At 61.3% G+C, this 20,415-nt stretch carries 17 protein-coding genes and 1 tRNA gene; 3 read left to right on the top strand and 15 right to left on the bottom strand.

Translation table 11 applies throughout. From position 1 onward, the window contains the following. Positions 1-29: 29 nt before the first annotated feature. The 5 genes from ACQ4LH_RS16090 to rpsU all read right to left on the bottom strand — a co-directional run bounded on the left by ACQ4LH_RS16090 (position 30) and on the right by rpsU (position 8,235). Positions 30-106 (bottom strand) — tRNA-Ile (locus tag ACQ4LH_RS16090). Between the two features lie 15 nt (positions 107-121). Continuing rightward, positions 122-3,856, bottom strand: coding sequence for a bifunctional diguanylate cyclase/phosphodiesterase (locus ACQ4LH_RS16085; protein WP_430698072.1), 3,735 nt, complete (start codon positions 3,854-3,856; stop codon positions 122-124). Between the two features lie 104 nt (positions 3,857-3,960). Further along, complete coding sequence (rpoD, locus tag ACQ4LH_RS16080) at positions 3,961-5,805, bottom strand: RNA polymerase sigma factor RpoD (protein WP_430698071.1); 1,845 nt, start codon at positions 5,803-5,805, stop codon at positions 3,961-3,963. 67 nt (positions 5,806-5,872) lie between these two features. Next, a complete protein-coding gene (gene dnaG / locus ACQ4LH_RS16075; protein ID WP_430698070.1) occupies positions 5,873-7,855 on the bottom strand; it encodes a DNA primase in 1,983 nt (660 codons plus the stop codon). 164 nt (positions 7,856-8,019) lie between these two features. Then, positions 8,020-8,235 carry a 30S ribosomal protein S21 gene (gene rpsU, locus ACQ4LH_RS16070; protein WP_003296736.1) on the bottom strand — a complete coding sequence of 72 codons (216 nt, stop codon included), beginning with the start codon at positions 8,233-8,235 and terminating at the stop codon, positions 8,020-8,022. A gap of 204 nt (positions 8,236-8,439) precedes the next feature. Between rpsU and tsaD the strand changes: the two genes are divergently transcribed. Next, positions 8,440-9,465, top strand: coding sequence for a tRNA (adenosine(37)-N6)-threonylcarbamoyltransferase complex transferase subunit TsaD (gene tsaD / locus ACQ4LH_RS16065; RefSeq protein ID WP_430698069.1), 1,026 nt, complete (start codon positions 8,440-8,442; stop codon positions 9,463-9,465). A 35-nt stretch (positions 9,466-9,500) separates the two neighbouring features. Here tsaD and plsY read toward each other — a convergent pair whose 3' ends face one another. Then, positions 9,501-10,070, bottom strand: coding sequence for a glycerol-3-phosphate 1-O-acyltransferase PlsY (gene plsY, locus ACQ4LH_RS16060; protein WP_430698068.1), 570 nt, complete (start codon positions 10,068-10,070; stop codon positions 9,501-9,503). A 74-nt stretch (positions 10,071-10,144) separates the two neighbouring features. Between plsY and folB the strand changes: the two genes are divergently transcribed. Then, positions 10,145-10,501: a dihydroneopterin aldolase gene (gene folB, locus ACQ4LH_RS16055; RefSeq protein ID WP_430698067.1), complete on the top strand. Its 357-nt coding sequence runs from the start codon at positions 10,145-10,147 to the stop codon at positions 10,499-10,501. Continuing rightward, on the top strand, positions 10,492-11,028 hold the full coding sequence (gene folK, locus ACQ4LH_RS16050; protein ID WP_430698066.1) for a 2-amino-4-hydroxy-6-hydroxymethyldihydropteridine diphosphokinase: 537 nt from the start codon (positions 10,492-10,494) through the stop codon (positions 11,026-11,028). The genes folB and folK overlap by 10 nt, the downstream gene beginning before the upstream one ends. Here the strand turns inward: folK and ACQ4LH_RS16045 are convergent. The 9 genes from ACQ4LH_RS16045 to rsmA form a co-directional block, all read right to left on the bottom strand. Continuing rightward, on the bottom strand, positions 11,025-12,263 hold the full coding sequence (locus ACQ4LH_RS16045; protein WP_430698065.1) for a multifunctional CCA addition/repair protein: 1,239 nt from the start codon (positions 12,261-12,263) through the stop codon (positions 11,025-11,027). The genes folK and ACQ4LH_RS16045 overlap by 4 nt on opposite strands. A gap of 51 nt (positions 12,264-12,314) precedes the next feature. Continuing rightward, positions 12,315-12,827 (bottom strand): DUF4136 domain-containing protein, encoded by a 513-nt coding sequence (locus ACQ4LH_RS16040; protein WP_430698064.1) that lies wholly within the window; start codon positions 12,825-12,827, stop codon positions 12,315-12,317. A gap of 62 nt (positions 12,828-12,889) precedes the next feature. Further along, positions 12,890-14,458: a SpoVR family protein gene (locus ACQ4LH_RS16035; RefSeq protein WP_430698063.1), complete on the bottom strand. Its 1,569-nt coding sequence runs from the start codon at positions 14,456-14,458 to the stop codon at positions 12,890-12,892. Beyond that, complete coding sequence (locus ACQ4LH_RS16030) at positions 14,455-15,726, bottom strand: YeaH/YhbH family protein (RefSeq protein ID WP_430698062.1); 1,272 nt, start codon at positions 15,724-15,726, stop codon at positions 14,455-14,457. Before ACQ4LH_RS16030 ends, ACQ4LH_RS16035 begins: the two co-directional genes overlap by 4 nt. Before the next feature lie 99 nt (positions 15,727-15,825). Continuing rightward, on the bottom strand, positions 15,826-17,748 hold the full coding sequence (locus ACQ4LH_RS16025) for a PrkA family serine protein kinase (protein WP_430698061.1): 1,923 nt from the start codon (positions 17,746-17,748) through the stop codon (positions 15,826-15,828). A gap of 274 nt (positions 17,749-18,022) precedes the next feature. After that, positions 18,023-18,352 carry a thiosulfate sulfurtransferase GlpE gene (gene glpE / locus ACQ4LH_RS16020; protein ID WP_430698060.1) on the bottom strand — a complete coding sequence of 110 codons (330 nt, stop codon included), beginning with the start codon at positions 18,350-18,352 and terminating at the stop codon, positions 18,023-18,025. Beyond that, complete coding sequence (locus ACQ4LH_RS16015; RefSeq protein ID WP_430698059.1) at positions 18,349-19,170, bottom strand: symmetrical bis(5'-nucleosyl)-tetraphosphatase; 822 nt, start codon at positions 19,168-19,170, stop codon at positions 18,349-18,351. Before ACQ4LH_RS16015 ends, glpE begins: the two co-directional genes overlap by 4 nt. Next, on the bottom strand, positions 19,170-19,550 hold the full coding sequence (gene apaG / locus ACQ4LH_RS16010) for a Co2+/Mg2+ efflux protein ApaG (protein WP_430698058.1): 381 nt from the start codon (positions 19,548-19,550) through the stop codon (positions 19,170-19,172). The genes ACQ4LH_RS16015 and apaG overlap by 1 nt, the downstream gene beginning before the upstream one ends. A gap of 41 nt (positions 19,551-19,591) precedes the next feature. Continuing rightward, positions 19,592-20,395: a 16S rRNA (adenine(1518)-N(6)/adenine(1519)-N(6))-dimethyltransferase RsmA gene (gene rsmA, locus ACQ4LH_RS16005; protein WP_430698057.1), complete on the bottom strand. Its 804-nt coding sequence runs from the start codon at positions 20,393-20,395 to the stop codon at positions 19,592-19,594. Between the last annotated feature and the right edge of the window lie 20 nt (positions 20,396-20,415).

The following is a 20,415-nucleotide window of genomic DNA, read 5'->3' as shown; positions in this document are numbered from 1 at the left end:
AAAAGCCGCGCAATGCGCGGCTTTTTATTTGGTGGGCCCACACGGACTCGAACCGTGGACCAAAGGATTATGAGTCCTCTGCTCTAACCAACTGAGCTATGGGCCCTCAGAAGCGGGCGGATTATACCGGTGCCTTCTCGGCAGCGCCAACCGAATGGCGCGGGGTGAGGAAGTTTTGTGCGAAGGCGTCCGCATGGATCGCGCGGCTGATGACGAAGCCTTGGATTTGCTCGCACCCTTCTGCGGCGAGGAACAGTTCCTGGGCTTTGGTTTCCACCCCTTCGGCGATCACGGTCAGTTGCATGCTGCGGCCCAGGGCGATGATGGCGCGCACGATGGCGACGTCGTTGCTGTCGTTGGGTAGGCCGCGCACGAAGGATTGGTCGATTTTCAGGGTGTCGACCGGCAGGCGCTTGAGGTAGCTGAGCGAGGAGTAGCCGGTGCCGAAGTCGTCGATGGCTAGTTGAATGCCCAGGCTTTTCAGCTGATGCAGCAGGTTCAGGGCTTCTTCGGCCTGGTTCATGATGAAGCTTTCGGTGATTTCCAGTTGCAGCAGCTCTGGGGCCAGGTTGTGGTCTTCCAGCAGGCTGGAGATGCGTACCAGCAGGTGTGGCTGGCGCAGTTGCACGCCGGTCAGGTTGACCGACAGCGGGCCGAATGGGGCGTGCTGTTGTTGCCATTGCTGCATTTGCCAGCAGGCCTGGCGCAGTACCCAGTCGCCGAGGGCGATGATCAGGCCGGTTTCTTCGGCCAGGGGAATAAAGCGATCCGGTGGGATTTCGCCGAATACCGGGTGATGCCAGCGCACCAGCGCTTCGGCGCCGATCAGGCGGTTGTTGCTGAGGCTGCGCTTGGGTTGGTAGTAGAGCTGCAGCTGCTCCAGTTCGATGGCGCGGCGCAGTTCGCGTTCCAGGGCCATGCGCTCGGTGGCCTGGAAGGTCAGGTCGCGGGTGTACAGCTCGACGCGGTTACGCCCGCGCGCTTTGGAGCGGTACATGGCGGCGTCGGCATTTTTCACCAAGGTGGCGACATCATCGCCGTCATCCGGGTAGCGGCTGATGCCGATGCTGGCGCTGATAAATAGCTCCTGCTCGTCGAACTGGAAGGGCAGGCTGAAACAGTCGAGCAGCTTGTGCGCGACCAGTTCGGCGTCGCCATCGTGCTGCAGGCCGGGCAGCAGGATGATGAATTCATCGCCGCCGAGGCGGGCCACGGTGTCGATATCACGCAGGTGGGCTTTCAGGCGTTCGGCAATGCTCTTCAGCAGTTGGTCGCCGACCGGGTGGCCGAGGCTGTCGTTGATGTGTTTGAAGCGATCCAGGTCGATAAACAGTACGGCGCCCATGCGTTTGTCGATGTGCGCGTCTTCGAGGGCGGCGCGCAGGCGCGCTTCGAACAGCATGCGGTTGGGCAGGCCGGTGAGCGGGTCGTGATGGGCCTGGTGATCAAGGCTGGCCTGGGCGTGTTTGAGCGAGCTGATATCGGCAAACACCCCGACAAAGTGGGTGATGTGCTGATCGCTGTCGCGCACGGCGCTGATGGTCAGCCATTCTGGATAGAGCTCGCCGTTCTTGCGCTTGTTCCAGATCTCGCCTTGCCAGTGCCCGGAAGCGCTGAGGTTGTGCCACATGGCGGCGTAGAACGCGCTGTCGTGGTTGCCGGAGGCGAGCAGGCGCGGCGACTGGCCGAGGGCTTCGGCTTCGCTGTAGCCGGTGATGGTGGTGAAGGCGCGATTGACCGCAGTAATGCGTTGCTGCAGGTCGGTGATCATCACGCCTTCGGCGGTGCTTTCGAAGACGGTGGCGGCCTGCTTCAGGTTTTCCTGCATCTGCTCGCGCTCGGTGATGTCGCGTGCGATGGTCAGCATGCAGGTGTCGCCTTCGATGGGGACCGGCTGCACCGACATCTCGCAGGTGCGTAGCGAGCCGTTACGGGTGCGGATAAGGGCGCGGAAATCACGCACCGAGCCATGCTGCTGCACGTGCTCGAACATGCGGGTGCGGTCGTCCGGGTCGGCCCAGATGCCCAGTTGCAGGGTTGAGCTGTCGGTCGCTTCGTCGATGCTGTAGCCGGTGATGCGGCTGAAGCCTTCGTTGACATCCAACAGCTGGCCGTCGCTCAGGCGGGTGATCAGCAGACCGTCGGGGGAGGCGTGGAAGGCCTTGGCGAATTTGTCTTCGGATAGCTTGAGGCGCTGCTGGGTGTCTTTCAGCTCGCTGATGTCACGTACCGCTACGACCAGGGTGCTGCTGTCATCTAGGGTTACCTTTTGCGCGGAAATCAGCGCGGTGAACTGGCTGCCGTCGCGGCGACGAAAGGTGCCTTCGATGTTGTGTGCATTGCCCTTGCGCAGCATTTCCAGAATGCGTGGGCCGATGCCTTGTTCGATCCACAGGTCCAGCTCCGAGCTGGTGTGGCCGATGGCCTCGGCGGCGCTGATGCCGAACTGTTGCTCGAAGGTGTTGTTGACCGCCAGCAGGCGGCCGTCGTGCAGGTTGAGCAGGGCGATGATGTCCGGGCAGTTGTGGAATACCGAGGCGAATTTCTGCTCCGACAGGGCCAGCGCCTGTTCGGTACGCTTGGTTTCGGTGATGTCGATCAGCAGGCCGCGCAGCATCGGGCCGCCATCCTGCGACGACAGCGTGACGATGTCGCGCACCCAGACCTCGCGGCCGTCGGCGGCGAGCATGCGGTAATCCATGCTGTGGTCGCGGCCGGCCTGGGTTTCGCTGCGGCAATAGTCGAGGGTACGGTGCGCGTCATCGGGGTGCAGGATGCGTTCGATAAAGCCAGGTTGCAGCCAGTCCTGGGGCGGATAGCCAAGCAGGCGCTCCGCCTGGGGCGCGACATAGGTGTAGCGAAAGTCGTTGGGGTCCATCTGCCAGGCCACGGCGTTGAGGCTTTCCACCAGGCCGCGGTAGTGCTGCTCGCTGTTGCGCAGCTCGCCTTCCAGCAAGGCGCGGTTGTGCATTTCACTGCGCAGGCGATGGTTGATGCGCAGGATGCTGAAGATGATCAGCAAGGCCGCCAGCAGGCCGGGCAGGCCAAACAGCAGCAGGCGGCGCCAGAATGGCCGTTGGTCAATCGGCTCGCCGACCCAGCGCTGCTGGATTTCGGCGATTTCGCTCGGGGTGAGTTCGTCCAGCAGCTTGTCGAGAATGCCGGCCAGGATGGCTTGGTCCTTGGGTACGGCCATGGCCAGTTGGTAGCGATAGGGCGTCTGGCCGCTGATGACGATGCCATCGAGTTTGAGCTGGCGTAGATGCCAGACGCTGGAGGCGAGGTCGCCGACCATCGCGTCGGCTTGCCCGGAGGCCAGCACCTGCAGAGCGGCGGCTACGCTGGGGCGCGGCCAGAGACGCAGCTCGGGGTGTTTGTCGCGCAGTAATTCGTGGGTGGCGTAGCTGTCGACCACGGCAACTCTCAGTCCCTGCAGCTCGCGGAGCTTGCTCGGTTGCGGGCCTTTTTCCTGGGTCAGGATGACAATCGGGAAGTCGAGGTAGGGGCGGGTGAAGGTCAGGTACTGCTCGCGCTCGGGGGTGGCCATCAGGCTGGGCAGCAGGTGCAGCTTGCCGGTTCTGGCATCGGCCAGCACTTGGCGCCAGTTTTGTGCGGGTGCCGGACGCAGGGTGATCGACAGGCGCTCTTCGATCAGCCGCACATAGTCGGCTGCAAGGCCCTGGTAGAGGCCGTCGTCATCGATAAATTCGTAAGGGTGCCAGTCGCGGTCAACGCCCAGGCTCAGTTGCGGATGCTCGGCCAGCCAGGTTTGCTCGGCGGGCGTCAGCTCAAGGCCGAGCGCGGGCACGGCCCAGCACGCCAAACACAACAGGAGGGTGGCTGCAACACGCGGCATGGGTGGGCTCGTTCGCTGGGCTATTAGAGAAAGTGTAGACCGCCTGGCAGGCCTTGGTAGTTGCCCAGAATGCAAAACCCCCGGCAGGGCCGGGGGTTTTGGTGTTACTCGTCGAGGAAGGAGCGCAGATGCTCGCTTCTCGTCGGGTGGCGCAGCTTACGCAGCGCCTTGGCTTCGATCTGACGAATCCGCTCGCGGGTTACATCGAACTGCTTACCAACTTCCTCAAGGGTATGGTCGGTATTCATGTCGATGCCGAAACGCATGCGCAGAACCTTGGCTTCACGTGCGGTGAGGCCGGAGAGTACTTCGCGAGTCGCTTCTTTAAGGCTCTCAACGGTGGCGACATCGATTGGCGACTGCATGGTCGAGTCTTCGATGAAGTCACCCAGATGGGAGTCTTCGTCATCACCGATCGGGGTTTCCATGGAGATCGGCTCTTTAGCGATCTTCAATACCTTACGGATCTTGTCCTCAGGCATTTCCATGCGTTCGCCCAGCTCTTCCGGGGTCGGTTCGCGACCCATTTCCTGCAGCATCTGCCGGGAAATACGGTTGAGCTTGTTGATTGTCTCGATCATGTGCACCGGAATACGGATGGTCCGCGCCTGGTCAGCGATCGAGCGAGTGATCGCCTGACGGATCCACCAGGTTGCATAGGTCGAGAACTTGTAGCCGCGACGGTATTCGAACTTGTCCACCGCCTTCATCAGGCCGATGTTGCCTTCCTGGATCAGGTCGAGGAACTGCAGGCCGCGGTTGGTGTACTTCTTGGCAATCGAGATCACCAGGCGCAAGTTCGCTTCAACCATCTCTTTCTTCGCGCGACGGGCCTTGGCCTCGCCGATCGACATGCGACGGTTGATGTCCTTGATTTCAGCCAGGGTCAGCTCGCACTCGGCTTCCAGGGCGGACAGCTTCTGCTGGCAACGCTGGATGTCAGCTTGCACGGTACCAATGGCTTCGGCGTACTTGGCCTTGCCTTTGGCCAGGCCAGCAGACCACTCGACGTCGATTTCATTGCCTGGGAACAGGCGCAGGAAGTCGGCGCGCGGCATACGTGCATCACGTACGCAGAGTTGCATGATGGCGCGTTCCTGGGCGCGCAGGCGCTCCAGGGAGCTGCGTACACGCACAACCAGAGCGTCGTACTGTTTAGGTACCAGCTTGATCGGCATGAACAGCTCGGCCATTTCTTTCAGCGCGGCAATGCCTTGCTTACTGCTACGGCCGTGCTTTTTCAGGGCTTTCTTGGCGAGTTCGAGGGCGTCGCCAATCGCGGTGAAGCGGCGCAGGGCCTCTTCAGGATCCGGACCGCCGTCGCCTTCTTCTTCCTCGTCATCGCTGGATTCGGCTTCGTCGTCGTCAGTTTCTTCGGCAGCGTCGCCGTCTTTAACTGGGACAGGCGCAGCCGCTTCCGCGGGAACGATGCCGTCATCCGGATCGATATAGCCACTAAGGACTTCAACCAGGCGACCACCATCGGTGGTTACACGGGTGTACTCGGCCAGAATGCTGTCGACAGTGCCGGGGAAATGAGCGATAGCGCCCATCACTTCACGGATGCCTTCCTCGATGCGTTTGGCGATTTCGATCTCGCCTTCGCGGGTCAGCAATTCCACGGTGCCCATTTCACGCATATACATGCGCACTGGGTCCGTCGTGCGGCCGATATCGGTCTCCACCGCTGCCAGCGCTGCAGCGGCTTCTTCAGCGGCTGCCTCGTCGGTATCGGCGTCGGCCAACATAAGGGCGTCCGCATCCGGAGCACTCTCGTGTACGGGGATCCCCATGTCGTTGATCATGCGGATGATGTCTTCCACCTGCTCCGGATCAGAAATATCTTCCGGTAGGTGGTCGTTGACCTCTGCGTAAGTCAGATACTTCTGCTCACGACCCAGGGTGATCAACTCTTTGATACGAGACTGCTGTTGCGCTTTTCCGGACATAACACCCTATCCACTGAAGGTCTTGGCGGGCAAAAAACAAGCCGCGGATTATACCCGAGTAACACCCCTAAGCGCCAGTTGGACTCGGGATTACCGGTGATGCATTACGGCTCAGCAAGCTGCGCAGCTGATCTTTCTCTTCTGCACTCAACTCACTTTGACGGGCTTTGCGCAGCAAATGTTCCAGGCTGCGCTCGCGTTGGCGGGCTACTAGACTAGTTATAGTGTCGAAAAACTGTTGTTCAAGGTTGTCGGCTGAAATCAGCCATTCCTTTTCGGCCAAGGCTCGCAATAGACGGCCCTGTTCGGTGCCGTGCCAGCGTGCGATCAACTGCAGTGAGCGCAGGTTGGGGCTTTTCTGCAGGGCGCCAAGCAGGGCGACCAGCAGCTGTGCGTAAGTGTCGTCTTCGGCGGCGAAATGGCTGACATCTTCGACCTTCTGCGCCAGTTGCGGATGGTGCAGCAAGGTGCGCAGGGCGCTCAGGTGTGGCGATTCGACGCTGACAGCGGTGCGTGGCGCGCGCGGAGCGAACTCGCCCTGGCCTTTCTTGTTCCACTTGCCGCCTTCTTTCTTCCAGTTGCCTTTGCCTTTTCCGCTGTTGTGTTCGAATTGCGGCGCGGGGCTGGGGTTTTCGTATTCGTTGCGGCTCGGTTCGACATCGTAATAGGCGCTGTCGGGAATTTCGGGGTAGTCCGGGTAGTCGCTGGGCGGTCCGCTGCTCTGGCTTGGCTGGCTGCTGCGCGTTGCTGGCGCCATCTGCTGCAGGGCTTCGCCGGACAGGCCGGTGATTTCGCTCAGGCGCTGGCGCATCAGGGCGCGCAGGTTGTTGCCGGGGATCTTGTCGATCAATGGCGCGGCCAGGGTCATCAGGTGCGCTTTGCCTTCCAGGGAGCGCGGATCGGCTTCTTCACTCAGTTGCTGGAAGAAGTAGTCGGCCAGCGGTTGGGCGTGCTGGTTGATGCGGGCGCGGAAGGCGTCGGTGCCTTCGCTGCGTACCAGGGTGTCCGGGTCTTCGCCGTCGGGCAGAAACAGAAAGCGTGCGCGGCGGCCGTCCTGCAGGCTCGACAGGGTCGCCTCCAGGGCGCGCCAGGCGGCGTTACGACCGGCGGCGTCGCCATCGAAGCAAAACAATACGCTGGGCACGACGCGAAACAGGCGCTTGAGGTGTTCTTCGCTGGTGGCGGTGCCGAGGGTGGCGACGGCGTTGCGCAGGCCTTGCTGGGCCAGGGCGATCACGTCCATATAGCCCTCGACGACCATGATTTCGTCGAGATCGCGGTTGTGCTTGCGGGCCTCGAACAGCCCGTAAAGCTCCTGGCCCTTATGGAACACCGGGGTTTCCGGGGAGTTCAGGTATTTCGGTTTTTCGTCACCCAGCACCCGGCCGCCGAAGGCGATCACCCGGCCGCGGCTGTCGCGGATGGGGAACATGATGCGGTCGCGGAAGCGATCGTAACGTTTGCCGCTTTCGGCGTTCTCCACCAGCAGGCCGGCATCGATCATCGCCTTCTGTTGCAGGCTGTCGCTGGCCAGGTGCTTGAGCAGGTTGTCCCAGCCGGGCGGGGCGAAGCCCATGCCGAAGTCGCGGGCGATCTCGCCGGACAGGCCGCGACCTTTGAGGTATTCAATCGCGGCTTTACGTTGCGGATGGCTTTTCAGTGCCTGCTTGTAGAACTCGGCGGCGGCAGTCAGCAGCGGGTAAAGCGGAGAGTCGGTGGGTTGGCGCGGTTTGTTGCTGCGGCCGCCTTCCTCGCGCGGCACTTCCATGCCGGCGCGCTTGGCCAGGTCCTCGATTGCCTGGGGAAAATCCAGTTGGTCGTGGTCCATGACAAAACCCAGGGCGTTGCCGCCGGCGCCGCAACCAAAGCAGTAATAGAACTGTTTGTCCGGGCTGACGCTGAACGATGGGGTTTTTTCTTTATGGAAGGGGCAGCAGGCGGTGTAGTTCTTGCCGGCTTTTTTCAGCTGGATGCGCGAGGCGACCACGTCGACGATATCGGTGCGGTTGAGCAGATCATCGATAAAAGACTGTGGGATCAGGCCGGCCATAGGCGCTCAGAATACTGTCATGCGCAGGGGCAGAACAGGCAGGGGCAAAAACTAAAAGACTCCGATCGTCACCCGAGGGTGGCGCGGAGTCTAAAAGCGAAGCCCGGCCGAGGCCGGACATCAGGCGTTGCTTGTAGCTAATCGTGCAGGCGAAGCTGCGGTGATTAGTACAGGCGAACGCTGCGGCGCTGCTCGCGCTGCACTTTCTTGGCGTGACGCTTAACAGCGGCTGCTGCTTTGCGCTTACGCTCGGAAGTCGGCTTTTCGTAGAATTCACGGCTGCGAACTTCAGCCAGAACACCGGCTTTTTCGCAGGAGCGCTTGAAACGACGCAGAGCTACGTCGAAGGGTTCGTTCTCTTTAACTTTGACGGCTGGCATCCAGGGCTTACCTTCTTTATTACCGGGGGTAACGTTACTCCTGGCAGATGGCGCTGGAGAACGTAGGTTTTTAAGGGTTGCGGATGTTACCGCCTCATCGAGAGGAATGCAAAGCCTCTGATCGAAAAGCGCTGGCCGGCTCGCGCCAGCGGCCATTATCATGCGCGCCTTCGAAGTTGCACACACTACTACAAGGCACTGCCCATGCTGGTTCTGGGATTGGAAACCTCCTGCGACGAAACCGGTGTCGCGCTCTACGACAGCGAGCGTGGCCTGCTGGCCGACGCGCTGTTTAGCCAGATCGATCTGCACCGTGTGTATGGCGGCGTAGTGCCGGAGCTGGCCTCGCGCGATCACGTCAAACGCATGCTGCCCCTGATCCGCCAGGTGTTGAGCGAGGCCGGCTGCGTTGCGACTGACATCGACGCAATTGCCTATACCGCCGGCCCCGGCCTGGTCGGTGCACTGCTGGTTGGCGCGTCCTGCGCGCAAGCCTTGGCCTTTGCCTGGGATATTCCAGCGCTCGGTGTGCACCATATGGAAGGCCACTTGCTGGCGCCGATGCTGGAAGAACAACCGCCGGCCTTTCCGTTCGTCGCTTTGTTGGTTTCCGGTGGGCATACCCAGCTGGTTCGGGTCGATGGTATTGGTCAGTACCAACTTCTCGGCGAGTCTTTGGATGATGCCGCAGGCGAGGCCTTCGACAAGACCGCCAAGCTGATGGGGCTGCAATACCCCGGTGGGCCGGAGATTGCCCGACTGGCGCTGAGCGGTACGCCTGGGCGCTTCAAGTTTCCGCGGCCGATGACTGATCGTCCGGGGCTGGAGTTCAGCTTCAGCGGCCTGAAGACCTTTACCCTGAATATCTGGCAGCAGTGCCAGGCGGCTGGCGACAAATCCGAACAGACCCGTTGCGATATCGCTCTGGCGTTCCAGCAGGCCGTGGTCGATACCCTCACCATCAAATGCAAGCGCGCGCTCAAGCAGGCCGGGTTGAACAATCTGGTTATCGCCGGTGGGGTGAGTGCCAACCAGGCGCTGCGACAGTCGCTGGAGAAAATGCTCGGCGAGCTGAAAGGCGAGGTGTTTTACGCTCGCCCGGCATTTTGCACCGATAACGGCGCGATGATCGCCTATGCCGGCTGCCAGCGCTTGCTGGCGGGGCAACACGAGGATTTGAGCATCAAGGTGCAGGCGCGCTGGCCGATGGAGCAACTGCCTGCGCTGTAAGCGTGTACGTGATGAGCCGGATTCACTGGGTAGATTTAGAAATGCCGCTCACGGCCGGCGAACAGATCGCGTAAATTGCCGCGATGACGCCAGACGATCAGCCCGGTCAGCACGCACATAGGCAGTAGGGCGGCGGGCTGTTGCCAGGCCAGCAGTGGCAGGGTAAGGGGTGTGGCAATCAGCGCGGCCAGCGAACTGGTGCGAGTCAGGATGAATGCCAGTACCCAGGCGGCAACGGCCAGCAGGGCGGCTGGCGGGTACAGACCAAGAAGCATGCCGGCGGCTGTGGCGACACCTTTGCCGCCACGGAAGTTGAAGTACAGCGGATACAGGTGGCCGATAACGGCTGCCAGGCCGATCCAGGCTTGTTGTTGCAGATTGAAGCCGAGCAGGCCGGCGATCAGCACGGGAAGCAGGCCTTTGAGCAGGTCGCCGATCAGCGTGAGGATGGCCAGGCGTTTGCCGGCAACCCGGAACATGTTGGTGGCGCCGGGATTGCCCGAACCACTGGCGCGCGGGTCCGGTCCGCCGCTTAAGCGGCTGAGCAGAATGGCGAAGGACAACGAGCCGAGCAGGTAGGCGAGGGTCGCCAACAGCCAAAACATGGTATCCATTCCGGGGCAAGGGAGCCCTGATTCTAACTAGGTGCGACAGCCTTGTCGTGCCACGGAGAGCGTGCTTGGACACAGTTTTTATCGAGGGTCTGGAAGTCGATACGGTGATCGGTGCCTACGACTGGGAACGCACCATTCGCCAGTGTTTGCGCCTGGACCTCTATCTGGGCTGGGATAACCGTCCCGCTGCGATCGGTGACGAGCTGGACAAGGCACTGGATTACGCCAAAGTCTCGCAACGTATCCAGGCTTTCGCCAGCGAGTCGCAGTTCATCCTGGTGGAAACCTTTGCCGAGCGGCTGGTCGAGTTGCTCATGGCTGAGTTCCAGATTCCCTGGGTGCGGCTCAAACTGACCAAGCCCGGCGCCGTGCCGGCGGCTAGCGGTGGCGTGGGCGTGGAGATCGAGCGCGGATGTCGCTAACTCCCGTTCTACTCGGCCTGGGCAGCAATATCGGCCGCGAAGCGCACCTGTGCGCTGGCCTTGATGCGCTCGCCGGTCTACTGAGCGAGATGCGCTGCTCGCCGGTGTTCGAAAGCCAGGCCGTGGGCATCAAGAGCGGGCCGTTCTTCAATCTGGTGGTGGCAGGCTTCAGTGAGCTGCCGCTGGGCGAGCTGGACCGTCGGCTGAAGTTTATCGAAGCCGATAACGGCCGCTACGCGCCGGAGCGCAAAGGGCTGCCGCTGGATATCGACGTGCTGCTGTACGGCGATCTGGTCGGCAATTTCGACGGTCTGATTCTGCCTCGGGCGGAAATCCTCAAGAACGCCTTTGTACTCTGGCCCCTGTCCCTGCTGGCGCCGGATGTTTTGCACCCGGCGCAGCAGCGCAGCTTTGCCGAGCTATGGCAGGCCGCGCAGATCGACCAGCAGCTGTGGCCGGTGGCGTTTAGCTGGGGTGAGCAGCAGCTGACGTCTGCGGAGTTGATTCAGGCGCATCCCGCCTCTTAGTCCAATTGCGGCATCGCGCCTGCTTTGTATGCCGTAAGGGCCTGCAATCGTTCGCGGTTTAATGCCTCCCCCAGTTCCGCACCCTGAAAACCCTGCGCTAGCAGCGGTTGCACGGCCACCGCACGGGCGGCGTGCATGGCGGCGCGTAGGTAGTCGGCTTGTGGGTAGGCGCGTTGTTCCAGGCCGAGTCGGCCGCGGGCGTCCATTTCACAGGCCGCGATAAATTCTTCGAAGCGTTGCGGGCGGCGGAATACATCGAAGCCTTGCAGCAGCTTGAGCAGGGTTGTGGCTTTCAGCTCCAGAGCGCGATGGCCGTGGGTGTGGAATTCGCCGACCTGCAGGGCCAGTTCCTGGCAATCCTTGGGGGCCTTGCAGCGCTGGTTGATCGCACGGATCAGCTTCAGCCCGGTGTGTTCGTGGGCGATATGTCGCGGCCATTCGGCCTCGGGCGTCAGGCCCTTGCCGACATCGTGCAGCAGGCAGGCCCAACGCACGGTCAGCGGTTGCTGGTGTTCGGCGCATTGGCGCAGCACGCTAAGCACATGCACACCGGTGTCGATCTCCGGGTGATGGGCGGCGGGTTGCGGGACGCCGAACAGCGCATCGACCTCCGGCAGCAGTTCGCGCAGGGCGCCGCAGTCGCGCAGTACCTGGATAAATACATCCGGGCGCGGCTCCATCAGGGCGCGGGAGATTTCCTTCCAGCTGCGTTCGGGCGTTAACGCGCTTAGCTCGCCGGATTCGCTCAGTTCGCGCATCAGCGCCATGGTCTCGCGCGCAACCGTAAAGCCCAATGTAGCGTAACGGGCGGCGAAGCGGGCGACGCGCAATACGCGTAGCGGGTCTTCGGCAAAGGCCGGAGATACGTGGCGCAGCAACCGGGCTTCAAGGTCGCGCTGGCCGCCGTAGGGATCGATCAAATTACCCAGGTCGTCTTCGGCCATGGCATTGACGGTCAGATCGCGGCGAATCAGGTCTTCTTCCAGGGTGACTTCCGGACTGGCAAAGAAGGTGAAGCCGCCGTAGCCGCGCCCGCTCTTACGCTCGGTACGGGCCAGGGCGTATTCCTCGCCGCTCTGCGGGTGCAGAAACACCGGGAAATCTGCACCTACCGGACGATAGCCCTGTTCGAGCATCTGCTCGGCGCTGGCGCCGACCACTACCCAGTCGATCTCGCTAACTTCGCGGCCTAACAGGCGATCACGCACTGCACCGCCTACTTTGTAAATCTGCATGACTAATCCTCCGTTGTGCAGAGCATAACGGCTGGATAGTCAGGCTGTCTGTTAAGGGGTGGCTTTGGGGATATGCTGCAATAGCGCTTGCGTGGCGCGCTCCAGCAGTTCGGCGCTGTCTTTGGCGGGGCTTAGGCCGGTGCTGATCAGGCCTTCCCAGAGGATTTGCTGCTCCGGGGTGGTTAGGCGGATGCGCAGGGTGCCGGTTTCATCGCGCAGGCGGTGGATCGCCTGGTAGGGGCCGAGCGGGGTGGGTGGGGCGGCGTCGACCTTGAAATCCAACGGGCTGTCCTGCACCGCCAGCCAGTAATACACCTGAATCTGCGCCTGCGGGCTGGCCTGGTAACCGCGTGCGCTCAAACCTTCGCGCAGCAATTGCTCCAGCTGCGCATAGCGTTCGGCAAATGGCACGTCGCCTTCTACGGCCTGTTCGGCGGCGATCAAGGTAAAGGCGCGCTTGCTCGCTAGTTCGGCGCTGGCTGGGGTCAGTACCTGGACGCGGGGCAACTGGCTGCTGCAGGTGGCCAGTGCCAGGCACAGCAGTAACACGATAAACAGGCGCATCAGCAGATTCCCGGTTGGTCTGCAGCGCATGCTGATGCTTGGCGTAGCGGCTGCGCAACCGATCAAATGGGCGGAATCATCAGATCGAGACGCGGGTAGTCGCTGTCATGTTCGGCTTCGTGCTTGGGCGGCACGTGCTGGGTGCCGATCAACTGTTCGCCCTGGTACAGCTCCAGGTGGATATTGAAGCCCCACAGACGGTGCAGGTGTTTCAGCACTTCCTCGGTGGAGTTGCCCAGCGGTTTACGGTCGTGCTGCTGGTGGCGCAGGGTCAGCGAACGGTCGCCGCGGCGGTCGATACTCCAGATCTGCACATTGGGTTCGCGGTTGCCCAGGTTGTATTGCGCGGCCAGGGTTTCACGAATCTGCTGGTAGCCGGGCTCGTCGTGGATTGCTGGGACGTAGAGTTCGTCTTTCTGGTCGTCATCGAGAATGCTGAACAGCTTGAGGTCGCGGATCACCTTGGGCGATAGGTACTGCAGGATAAAGCTCTCGTCCTTGAAACTGTTCATGGCGAATTTCAGGGTGCTTAGCCAGTCACTGCCGGCAATCTCCGGGAACCAGCGGCGATCTTCTTCGGTGGGTTCCTCGCAGATGCGGCGGATATCACGGTACATGGCAAAGCCCAGGGCATAGGGGTTGATGCCGCTGTAGTAGGGGCTGTCGAACGGCGGCTGGTAGACCACGCTGGTGTGCGACTGGAGGAACTCCATCATAAAGCCTTCGGTAACCAGGCCCTCGTCGTACAGGTCGTTCATCAGGGTGTAGTGCCAGAACGTGGCCCAGCCTTCGTTCATCACCTGGGTCTGGCGCTGCGGATAGAAGTACTGGGCGATCTTGCGCACGATGCGAATGATCTCGCGCTGCCAGGGTTCCAGCAGCGGCGCGTGTTTTTCCAGAAAATACAGGATGTTTTCCTGCGGCTCGGCGGGAAAGCGCTTGCTGTCCTTGTCGCCACCCTTGCTGGCGTTTTTCGGGATGGTGCGCCAGAGGTCGTTGATCTGCTTTTGCAGGTGTTCTTCACGGTCCTTCATGCGCCGCCGTTCTTCCTCGGCGGAAATCGGGTAGGGGCGCTTGTAGCGGTCGACGCCGTAGTTCATCAGGGCGTGGCAGGAGTCGAGCAAGTCCTCCACCGCGTCGATGCCGTGGCGCTCCTCGCACTGCATGATGTACTGCTTGGCAAACACCAGGTAATCGATGATCGAGCTGGCATCGGTCCAGGTGCGGAACAGGTAGTTGCCCTTGAAGAAGCTGTTATGGCCGTAGCAGGCATGGGCGATCACCAGGGCCTGCATGCAGATGGTGTTTTCTTCCATCAGGTAGGCGATGCACGGGTCGGAGTTGATCACGATCTCGTAGGCCAGGCCCATCTGCCCGCGCTTGTAGCCCTTTTCGGTGCTGAGGAAGTGTTTGCCGTAGGACCAGTGGTGGTAACCGAGCGGCATGCCGACCGAGGCGTAGGCGTCCATCATCTGCTCGGCAGTGATCACCTCGATCTGGTTTGGGTAGGTGTCCAGGGCATAGCGTTCGGCGAGGCGGCCGATTTCGCGGTCGTACTGACGGATCAGCTCGAAGGTCCATTCCGAACCGGTGGAGATCGGTTGGCGGCGCTTGTCTTTGCTGTTGCTCATGTGGCTAGCCTCCGCTGGAACAGGTCGCGGAATACCGGGTAGATGTCGCCGGCCGATACCAGCTGCTGCTGGGCGAAGGTGTCGGCGAAGGCCTCGCTGACCTGCTCGTATTCGAACCACAGCGCCTGGTGCTCGCGCGGGGTGATCTCGACGTAGGTGAAGTACTGCACGAACGGCATGATCTGCTTGATCAATATATCCCTGCAGATCGGCGAGTCATCATTCCAGTTGTCACCATCCGACGCCTGGGCGGCGTAGATATTCCATTCGTTGATCGGGTAACGCTCGGCCATGATCTCCTGCATCAGCTTGAGCGCGCTGGAAACGATGGTGCCGCCGGTCTCGCGCGAGTAGAAGAACTCCTCTTCATCCACCTCGCGGGCGCTGGTGTGGTGGCGGATAAACACCACTTCAATCTTGTCGTAGTTCCGCTTGAGGAACAGGTAAAGCAGGATAAAGAAGCGTTTGGCGATGTCCTTGGTCGACTGGGTCATGGAGCCGGAAACGTCCATCAGGCAGAACATCACCGCCTTGGAACTGGGGTTGGGCTGTTTAACCAGCAGGTTGTACTTAAGGTCGAAGGTGTCGAGGAAGGGGATGCGCTTGATCCGCGCACGCAGTTTGCTGACTTCCTCCTCAAGTGCCTGGATATCGCCGAGGTTGTCCGGTTGCTCCAGCTTCAGGCGTTCCAGTTCGGCCTCGGCGCTCTTGAGCTTGTTACGGCTGCTGCCGGACAGGGCAATGCGCCGGGCGTGGGCCGAGCGCAGGGTGCGCACGATGTTTATACGCGAGGGGTTGCCCTCATTGCTGATGCCGGCGCGCACGCTCTTGAAGGTGTCGCTGCCTGTCAGGTGGCGTTTGATCAGGTTGGGCAGTTCAAGATCCTCGAACATAAAGTCGAGGAATTCTTCCTGGGTGATCTGGAAGACGAACTCATCCATACCTTCGCCGGAATTGCTCGCCTTGCCGGCGCCTTGGCCGCTGCCACCGCCTTGCGGGCGGGCAATCTTTTCACCGCTGGTGAATTCGCGGTTGCCAGGATGCACTGTGGTCTGGCGGCCGCCACGGCCGTGGTGCAGCACCGGTTCGTCGATATCGCGGCCGGGGATGCTGATCTGCTCGCCGTGCTCCATATCGGTGATGGAGCGGCGGCTGACGGCCTCTTCCACGGCCTTCTTGATATGGTCGCGGTAACGCCGCAGGAAGCGCTGGCGGTTTACCGTGCTCTTGTTCTTACCGTTCAGACGTCGGTCGATCACATGGCTCATAACTGCCCTCCGTGCGCTGCAGACATCAGGCGCAGCCAGCACAGGGCGGCGTTTGTCGCGCGCCCTGTGCCCGCTGGCAGCCTGTCGCGTCAGGCCGCGTTATTGCGATTTACGAACCCGCAGATACCACTCGGACAGCAGGCGTACCTGCTTGTCGGTGTAACCGCGCTCGACCATGCGAGTTACGAAGTCGTTGTGCTTCTGTTGGTCCTCCTTGCTCGCTTTGGCGTTGAAGCTGATGACCGGCAGCAGGTCCTCGGTGTTGGAGAACATCTTCTTCTCGATGACTACGCGCAGTTTTTCGTAGCTGAGCCAGGTCGGGTTTTTGCCATTGTTGTTGGCCCGGGCACGCAGCACGAAGTTGACGATCTCGTTGCGGAAATCCTTCGGGTTGCTGATCCCGGCCGGTTTTTCGATCTTCTCCAGCTCCTCGTTGAGCGCCACGCGGTTGAGGATCTCGCCGGTTTCCGGGTCGCGGTATTCCTGGTCCTGAATCCAGAAGTCGGCGTACAGCACGTAGCGGTCGAAGATGTTCTGCCCGTATTCGCTGTAGGACTCCAGGTAGGCGGTCTGGATCTCCTTGCCGATAAACTCGATATAGCGCGGCGCCAGGTATTCCTTGATAAAACGCAGGTAACGCTCGCGTACTTCGGCAGGGAACTGTTCCTGCTCGATCTGCTGCTCCAGCACGTAGAGCAGGTGCACCGGGTTAGCGGCGATCTCGTGGGGGTCGAAGTTGAACACCTTGGAGAGGATCTTGAAGGCGAAGCGGGTCGACAGACCGTTCATGCCTTCATCCACACCAGCGGTGTCGCGGTACTCCTGAATCGACTTGGCCTTGGGGTCGGTGTCTTTGAGGTTTTCGCCGTCGTAGACGCGCATCTTCGAGTAGACGTTGGAGTTTTCCGGCTCTTTCAGGCGGCTGAGGGTGGAGAACTGCGCGAGCATCTTCAGGGTGTCCGGCGCGCAGTGGGCCTTGGCCAGGGAGCTGTTGAACAGCAGCTTGTCGTAGATCTTGATCTCGTCGGTCACGCGCAGGCAGTACGGCACCTTGACGATATAGATACGGTCGATAAAGGCTTCGTTGTTCTTGTTGTTGCGGAAACTGTGCCATTCCGACTCGTTGGAGTGGGCCAGCAGGATGCCGCTGTAGGGGATCGCGCCGAGGCCTTCGGTGCTGTTGTAGTTACCTTCCTGGGTGGCGGTCAATAGTGGATGCAGCACCTTGATCGGCGCCTTGAACATCTCGACGAATTCCATCAGGCCCTGGTTAGCCCGGCACAGTGCGCCTGAGTAGCTGTAGGCGTCGGCGTCGTTCTGTGGATATTCCTCGAGCTTGCGGATGTCCACCTTGCCGACTAGGGCGGAGATATCCTGGTTGTTCTCATCGCCCGGCTCGGTCTTGGCCACAGCGATCTGATTGAGGATCGAAGGGTAGAGTTTGACCACGCGGAACTGGCTGATGTCGCCGCCGAACTCCTGCAGGCGCTTGGTTGCCCAGGGCGACATGATGCTGTTGAGGTAGCGCCGTGGGATGCCGTAATCCTCTTCGAGGATGGCGCCGTCTTCGGCGTCGCTGAACAGCCCTAGCGGTGACTCGAACACTGGCGAGCCCTTGATCGCGTAGAACGGTACTTTCTCGATCAGGTGCTTGAGCTTTTCTGCCAGGGACGATTTACCGCCGCCCACCGGGCCGAGGAGGTAGAGGATTTGTTTCTTTTCTTCCAGGCCCTGAGCCGCATGACGGAAGTAGGAGACGATCTGGTCGATGCACTCTTCCATGCCATGGAAGTCGGCAAAGGCCGGATAACGGCGGATCACCTTGTTGGAGAAAATCCGCGATAGCCGCGAGTTGCTCGAAGTGTCGAGCAGTTCGGGTTCGCCAATGGCCATCAGCAAGCGCTCGGCTGCCGAGGCATAAGCACTGCGATCCTGCTTGCACAGTTCGAGGTACTCCTGGAGGGAGAGTTCCTCCTGGCGAGTCGCTTCGAAACGTTGTTGGAAGTGGCTGAAAATGCTCATGACTTCACCTCGCTCGATGCGCAGAGCCGGTGCGGGATCGGTCAGGTGCTTGGCAGCTCCGGTGCTGATGCAGCCGGGATAAAACCCCCGAACACCTAAAAGTCATACCGATGGCCCGATGCCGTTTGGCCGGCTCTACCTTGTTTTGGATGGCCTGAGCTAAAGGATAGTTCGGAATCGGCAGGGTCAAGGGTTGCGGAACGATAACAGGATATTACCGTTGGTCGGCAGTGGCCGGCAGGCCGCTGCTGATGCGGCCTGGGCGGGGGAAAATTTATTCTTCGGGCGTGTGCGCTGTTTCGTCGGGGAAGGTCGCGCGCCACAGCTCAAAACCGCCATCGAGGCTGTAAACATCGCTGAAGCCCTGGCCGACCAGATAGGCCGCCGCGCTCTGGCTGGAGTTGCCGTGATAGCAGGCGACGATCAGTGGCGCATCGAGATCGGCCTGGGTGATAAAGGCGTGCAGCGAGTGGTTGTCGAGGTGCTGCGAGCCGCTGATATGACCGGCGGCGAAGCTCTGCGGGTCACGGATGTCGACCACCACTGCGCCTTGCTGGCGCAGGGCTTGAGCCTGCTCAGGGGGGATGCGTTTGAATTCGCTCATGCTTGCTCCTTACAGTCGCAGCTGTATTTCTCGCCGCTGTCGATATTCATCAGGGTCATGCTCGCGCCCCATACGCAGCCGGTATCCAGCGCGACCACGTCGGGCTCCTGGGATTGCCCTTCGAGCGCCGCCCAGTGGCCGAAGATGATGCGCTGGCCGCGGGTCTTGCGCTGCTTGTAGCTGAACCAGGGGGCGTAACCGGGCGGGGCGCTGGCCACGCCTTCCTTGCTTTTCAGGTCGAGGGTGCCATCGGCTTTGCAGAAACGCATGCGGGTGAAGTAGTTGGTGATCACCCGCAGGCGCGTCACACCGTGCAGGTCGCCGTCCCACTTGGCCGGCTCGTTGCCATACATGCCGTCGAGAAACAGCGGCATGCGCGCATCATCGCGTAGGGCTTCTTCCACTTCGGCAGCGCGCTTGAGCGCTTTGCTCATGTTCCACTGCGGCGGGATGCCGGCATGTACCAGAGCGGTATCGCGGGCTTCGTCGTAATGCAGGAGCTTTTGCCGGCGCAGCCAGTCGAGCAGGTCCGCAGCATCCGGCGCGTCGATGATCTCGCGCAGGGTGTCGCCCTTTTTCAGCCGCTCAATATTGTGCGCCACGGCCAGCAGGTGCAGATCGTGATTGCCCAGTACGCAGATCAGTGCATCACGGATGCCGTAGAGAAAACGCAGCGTCGCCAGGGACTCGGGGCCGCGATTGACCAGGTCGCCGACCAGCCACAGCTGGTCCTGCGCCGGATCAAAGGCCACGCGCGCAAGTAGACATTGCAGGGGTTTCAGGCAACCTTGCAGATCGCCGACCGCGTAAGTGGCCATCAGTGCAACGAGCCCGGCACCGCAAGACGGAAGGGCGCGATCACCGCGTCAAAGCGTTTGCCGTCGTCGGCGAGCATCTGGTAACTGCCCTGCATGATGCCAACGCGAGTGGTCATCACCGTGCCGCTGCTGTAGGTGTGGCTGGCGCCTGCTTCGATCAGCGGTTGTTGGCCAACTACACCAGCACCGCGCACTTCCTGCACGCGGCCATCGCCGTCGGTAATCACCCAGTGCCGCGAGAGCAGCTTGGCCGGCAGCTCGCCGTTGTTGCTCACCGTGACGGTGTAGGCAAAGGCAAAGCGGTTCTGCTCCGGCTGGGATTGCTCCGGCAGGTAGCGGGTGACGACGCTGACGTCGATGTTGTAGCGCGAATCGCTCATGCGTAATTAACTCGGTGGGCAGAAACCCAGTCTAGCCGCTGTCAGTCGGCGATGGGTTGTTCAGCCAGTTTGTCCGCCAGGCGTACAAACGCAGCCAGGTCCAGTTGTTCAGGGCGCAGGCTGCCATCCACACCTGCCGCTTCGATGGCATCGGCGGGCAGCAGGGCCTTGAGGGTATTACGCAAGGTCTTGCGGCGCTGGTTGAAGGCTTCGCGCACCACGCGCTCGAGCAGGTGATGGTCTTTAGCCGGATGTGGCAGCACCTCGTGTGGCACCAGGCGGACGATCGCCGAATCAACCTTGGGCGGCGGATTGAACGCGCCAGGGCCGACGTTGAACAGATGCTCCACGCGGCAGTGGTACTGCACCATGATCGACAGCCGGCCCCAGTCACCACCACCCGGTTCGGCGGCCAGGCGCTCGACCACTTCCTTCTGCAGCATAAAGTGCATGTCGCGAATCAGCGCGGCATTGCTCAGCAGGTGGAAGATCAGCGGCGTGGAGATGTTGTACGGCAGATTGCCAACCACGCGCAGGCTATGTGGTGCGGCCTGCAGCTGATTGAAGTCGAACTTGAGGGCATCGCCCTGGTTCAGGCGAAAACGCGGGTTGCTGCCGAACTGGTGTTGCAGGATCGGGATCAGGTCGCGGTCGAGCTCAATCACGTCTAGCTGCGCCCCGCTGTTCAGCAGGCCTTCGGTCAGCGCCCCCTGACCTGGGCCGATCTCCAGCATGTGCTCGCCTTCGCGGGCATGGATGGCGCGCAGAATGCGGTGAATCACCCCGGCGTCATGCAGGAAGTTCTGGCCGAAACGCTTGCGCGCGCGGTGTTGGTATTCGGACATGCAGCAGCTCCAGGCTTCAA

The organism is Pseudomonas peli (genome assembly GCF_050563605.1).
Taxonomy (GTDB): domain Bacteria; phylum Pseudomonadota; class Gammaproteobacteria; order Pseudomonadales; family Pseudomonadaceae; genus Aquipseudomonas; species Aquipseudomonas peli_A.
The sequence above is the reverse complement of the archived record's forward strand: the minus strand, read 5'-3'. Positions and strand labels throughout refer to the sequence as shown.

What these genes read in the sequence shown, in the direction of transcription:
- ACQ4LH_RS16085 (WP_430698072.1), bottom strand. Translation starts at nt 3,856, where the DNA reads ATGCCGCGTGTTGCAGCCACCCTCCTGTTGTGTTTGGCGTGCTGGGCC.
- rpoD (WP_430698071.1), bottom strand. Translation starts at nt 5,805, where the DNA reads ATGTCCGGAAAAGCGCAACAGCAGTCTCGTATCAAAGAGTTGATCACC.
- dnaG (WP_430698070.1), bottom strand. Translation starts at nt 7,855, where the DNA reads ATGGCCGGCCTGATCCCACAGTCTTTTATCGATGATCTGCTCAACCGC.
- rpsU (WP_003296736.1), bottom strand. Translation starts at nt 8,235, where the DNA reads ATGCCAGCCGTCAAAGTTAAAGAGAACGAACCCTTCGACGTAGCTCTG.
- tsaD (WP_430698069.1), top strand. Translation starts at nt 8,440, where the DNA reads ATGCTGGTTCTGGGATTGGAAACCTCCTGCGACGAAACCGGTGTCGCG.
- plsY (WP_430698068.1), bottom strand. Translation starts at nt 10,070, where the DNA reads ATGTTTTGGCTGTTGGCGACCCTCGCCTACCTGCTCGGCTCGTTGTCC.
- folK (WP_430698066.1), top strand. Translation starts at nt 10,492, where the DNA reads ATGTCGCTAACTCCCGTTCTACTCGGCCTGGGCAGCAATATCGGCCGC.
- ACQ4LH_RS16045 (WP_430698065.1), bottom strand. Translation starts at nt 12,263, where the DNA reads ATGCAGATTTACAAAGTAGGCGGTGCAGTGCGTGATCGCCTGTTAGGC.
- ACQ4LH_RS16040 (WP_430698064.1), bottom strand. Translation starts at nt 12,827, where the DNA reads ATGCGCCTGTTTATCGTGTTACTGCTGTGCCTGGCACTGGCCACCTGC.
- ACQ4LH_RS16035 (WP_430698063.1), bottom strand. Translation starts at nt 14,458, where the DNA reads ATGAGCAACAGCAAAGACAAGCGCCGCCAACCGATCTCCACCGGTTCG.
- ACQ4LH_RS16030 (WP_430698062.1), bottom strand. Translation starts at nt 15,726, where the DNA reads ATGAGCCATGTGATCGACCGACGTCTGAACGGTAAGAACAAGAGCACG.
- ACQ4LH_RS16025 (WP_430698061.1), bottom strand. Translation starts at nt 17,748, where the DNA reads ATGAGCATTTTCAGCCACTTCCAACAACGTTTCGAAGCGACTCGCCAG.
- glpE (WP_430698060.1), bottom strand. Translation starts at nt 18,352, where the DNA reads ATGAGCGAATTCAAACGCATCCCCCCTGAGCAGGCTCAAGCCCTGCGC.
- ACQ4LH_RS16015 (WP_430698059.1), bottom strand. Translation starts at nt 19,170, where the DNA reads ATGGCCACTTACGCGGTCGGCGATCTGCAAGGTTGCCTGAAACCCCTG.
- apaG (WP_430698058.1), bottom strand. Translation starts at nt 19,550, where the DNA reads ATGAGCGATTCGCGCTACAACATCGACGTCAGCGTCGTCACCCGCTAC.
- rsmA (WP_430698057.1), bottom strand. Translation starts at nt 20,395, where the DNA reads ATGTCCGAATACCAACACCGCGCGCGCAAGCGTTTCGGCCAGAACTTC.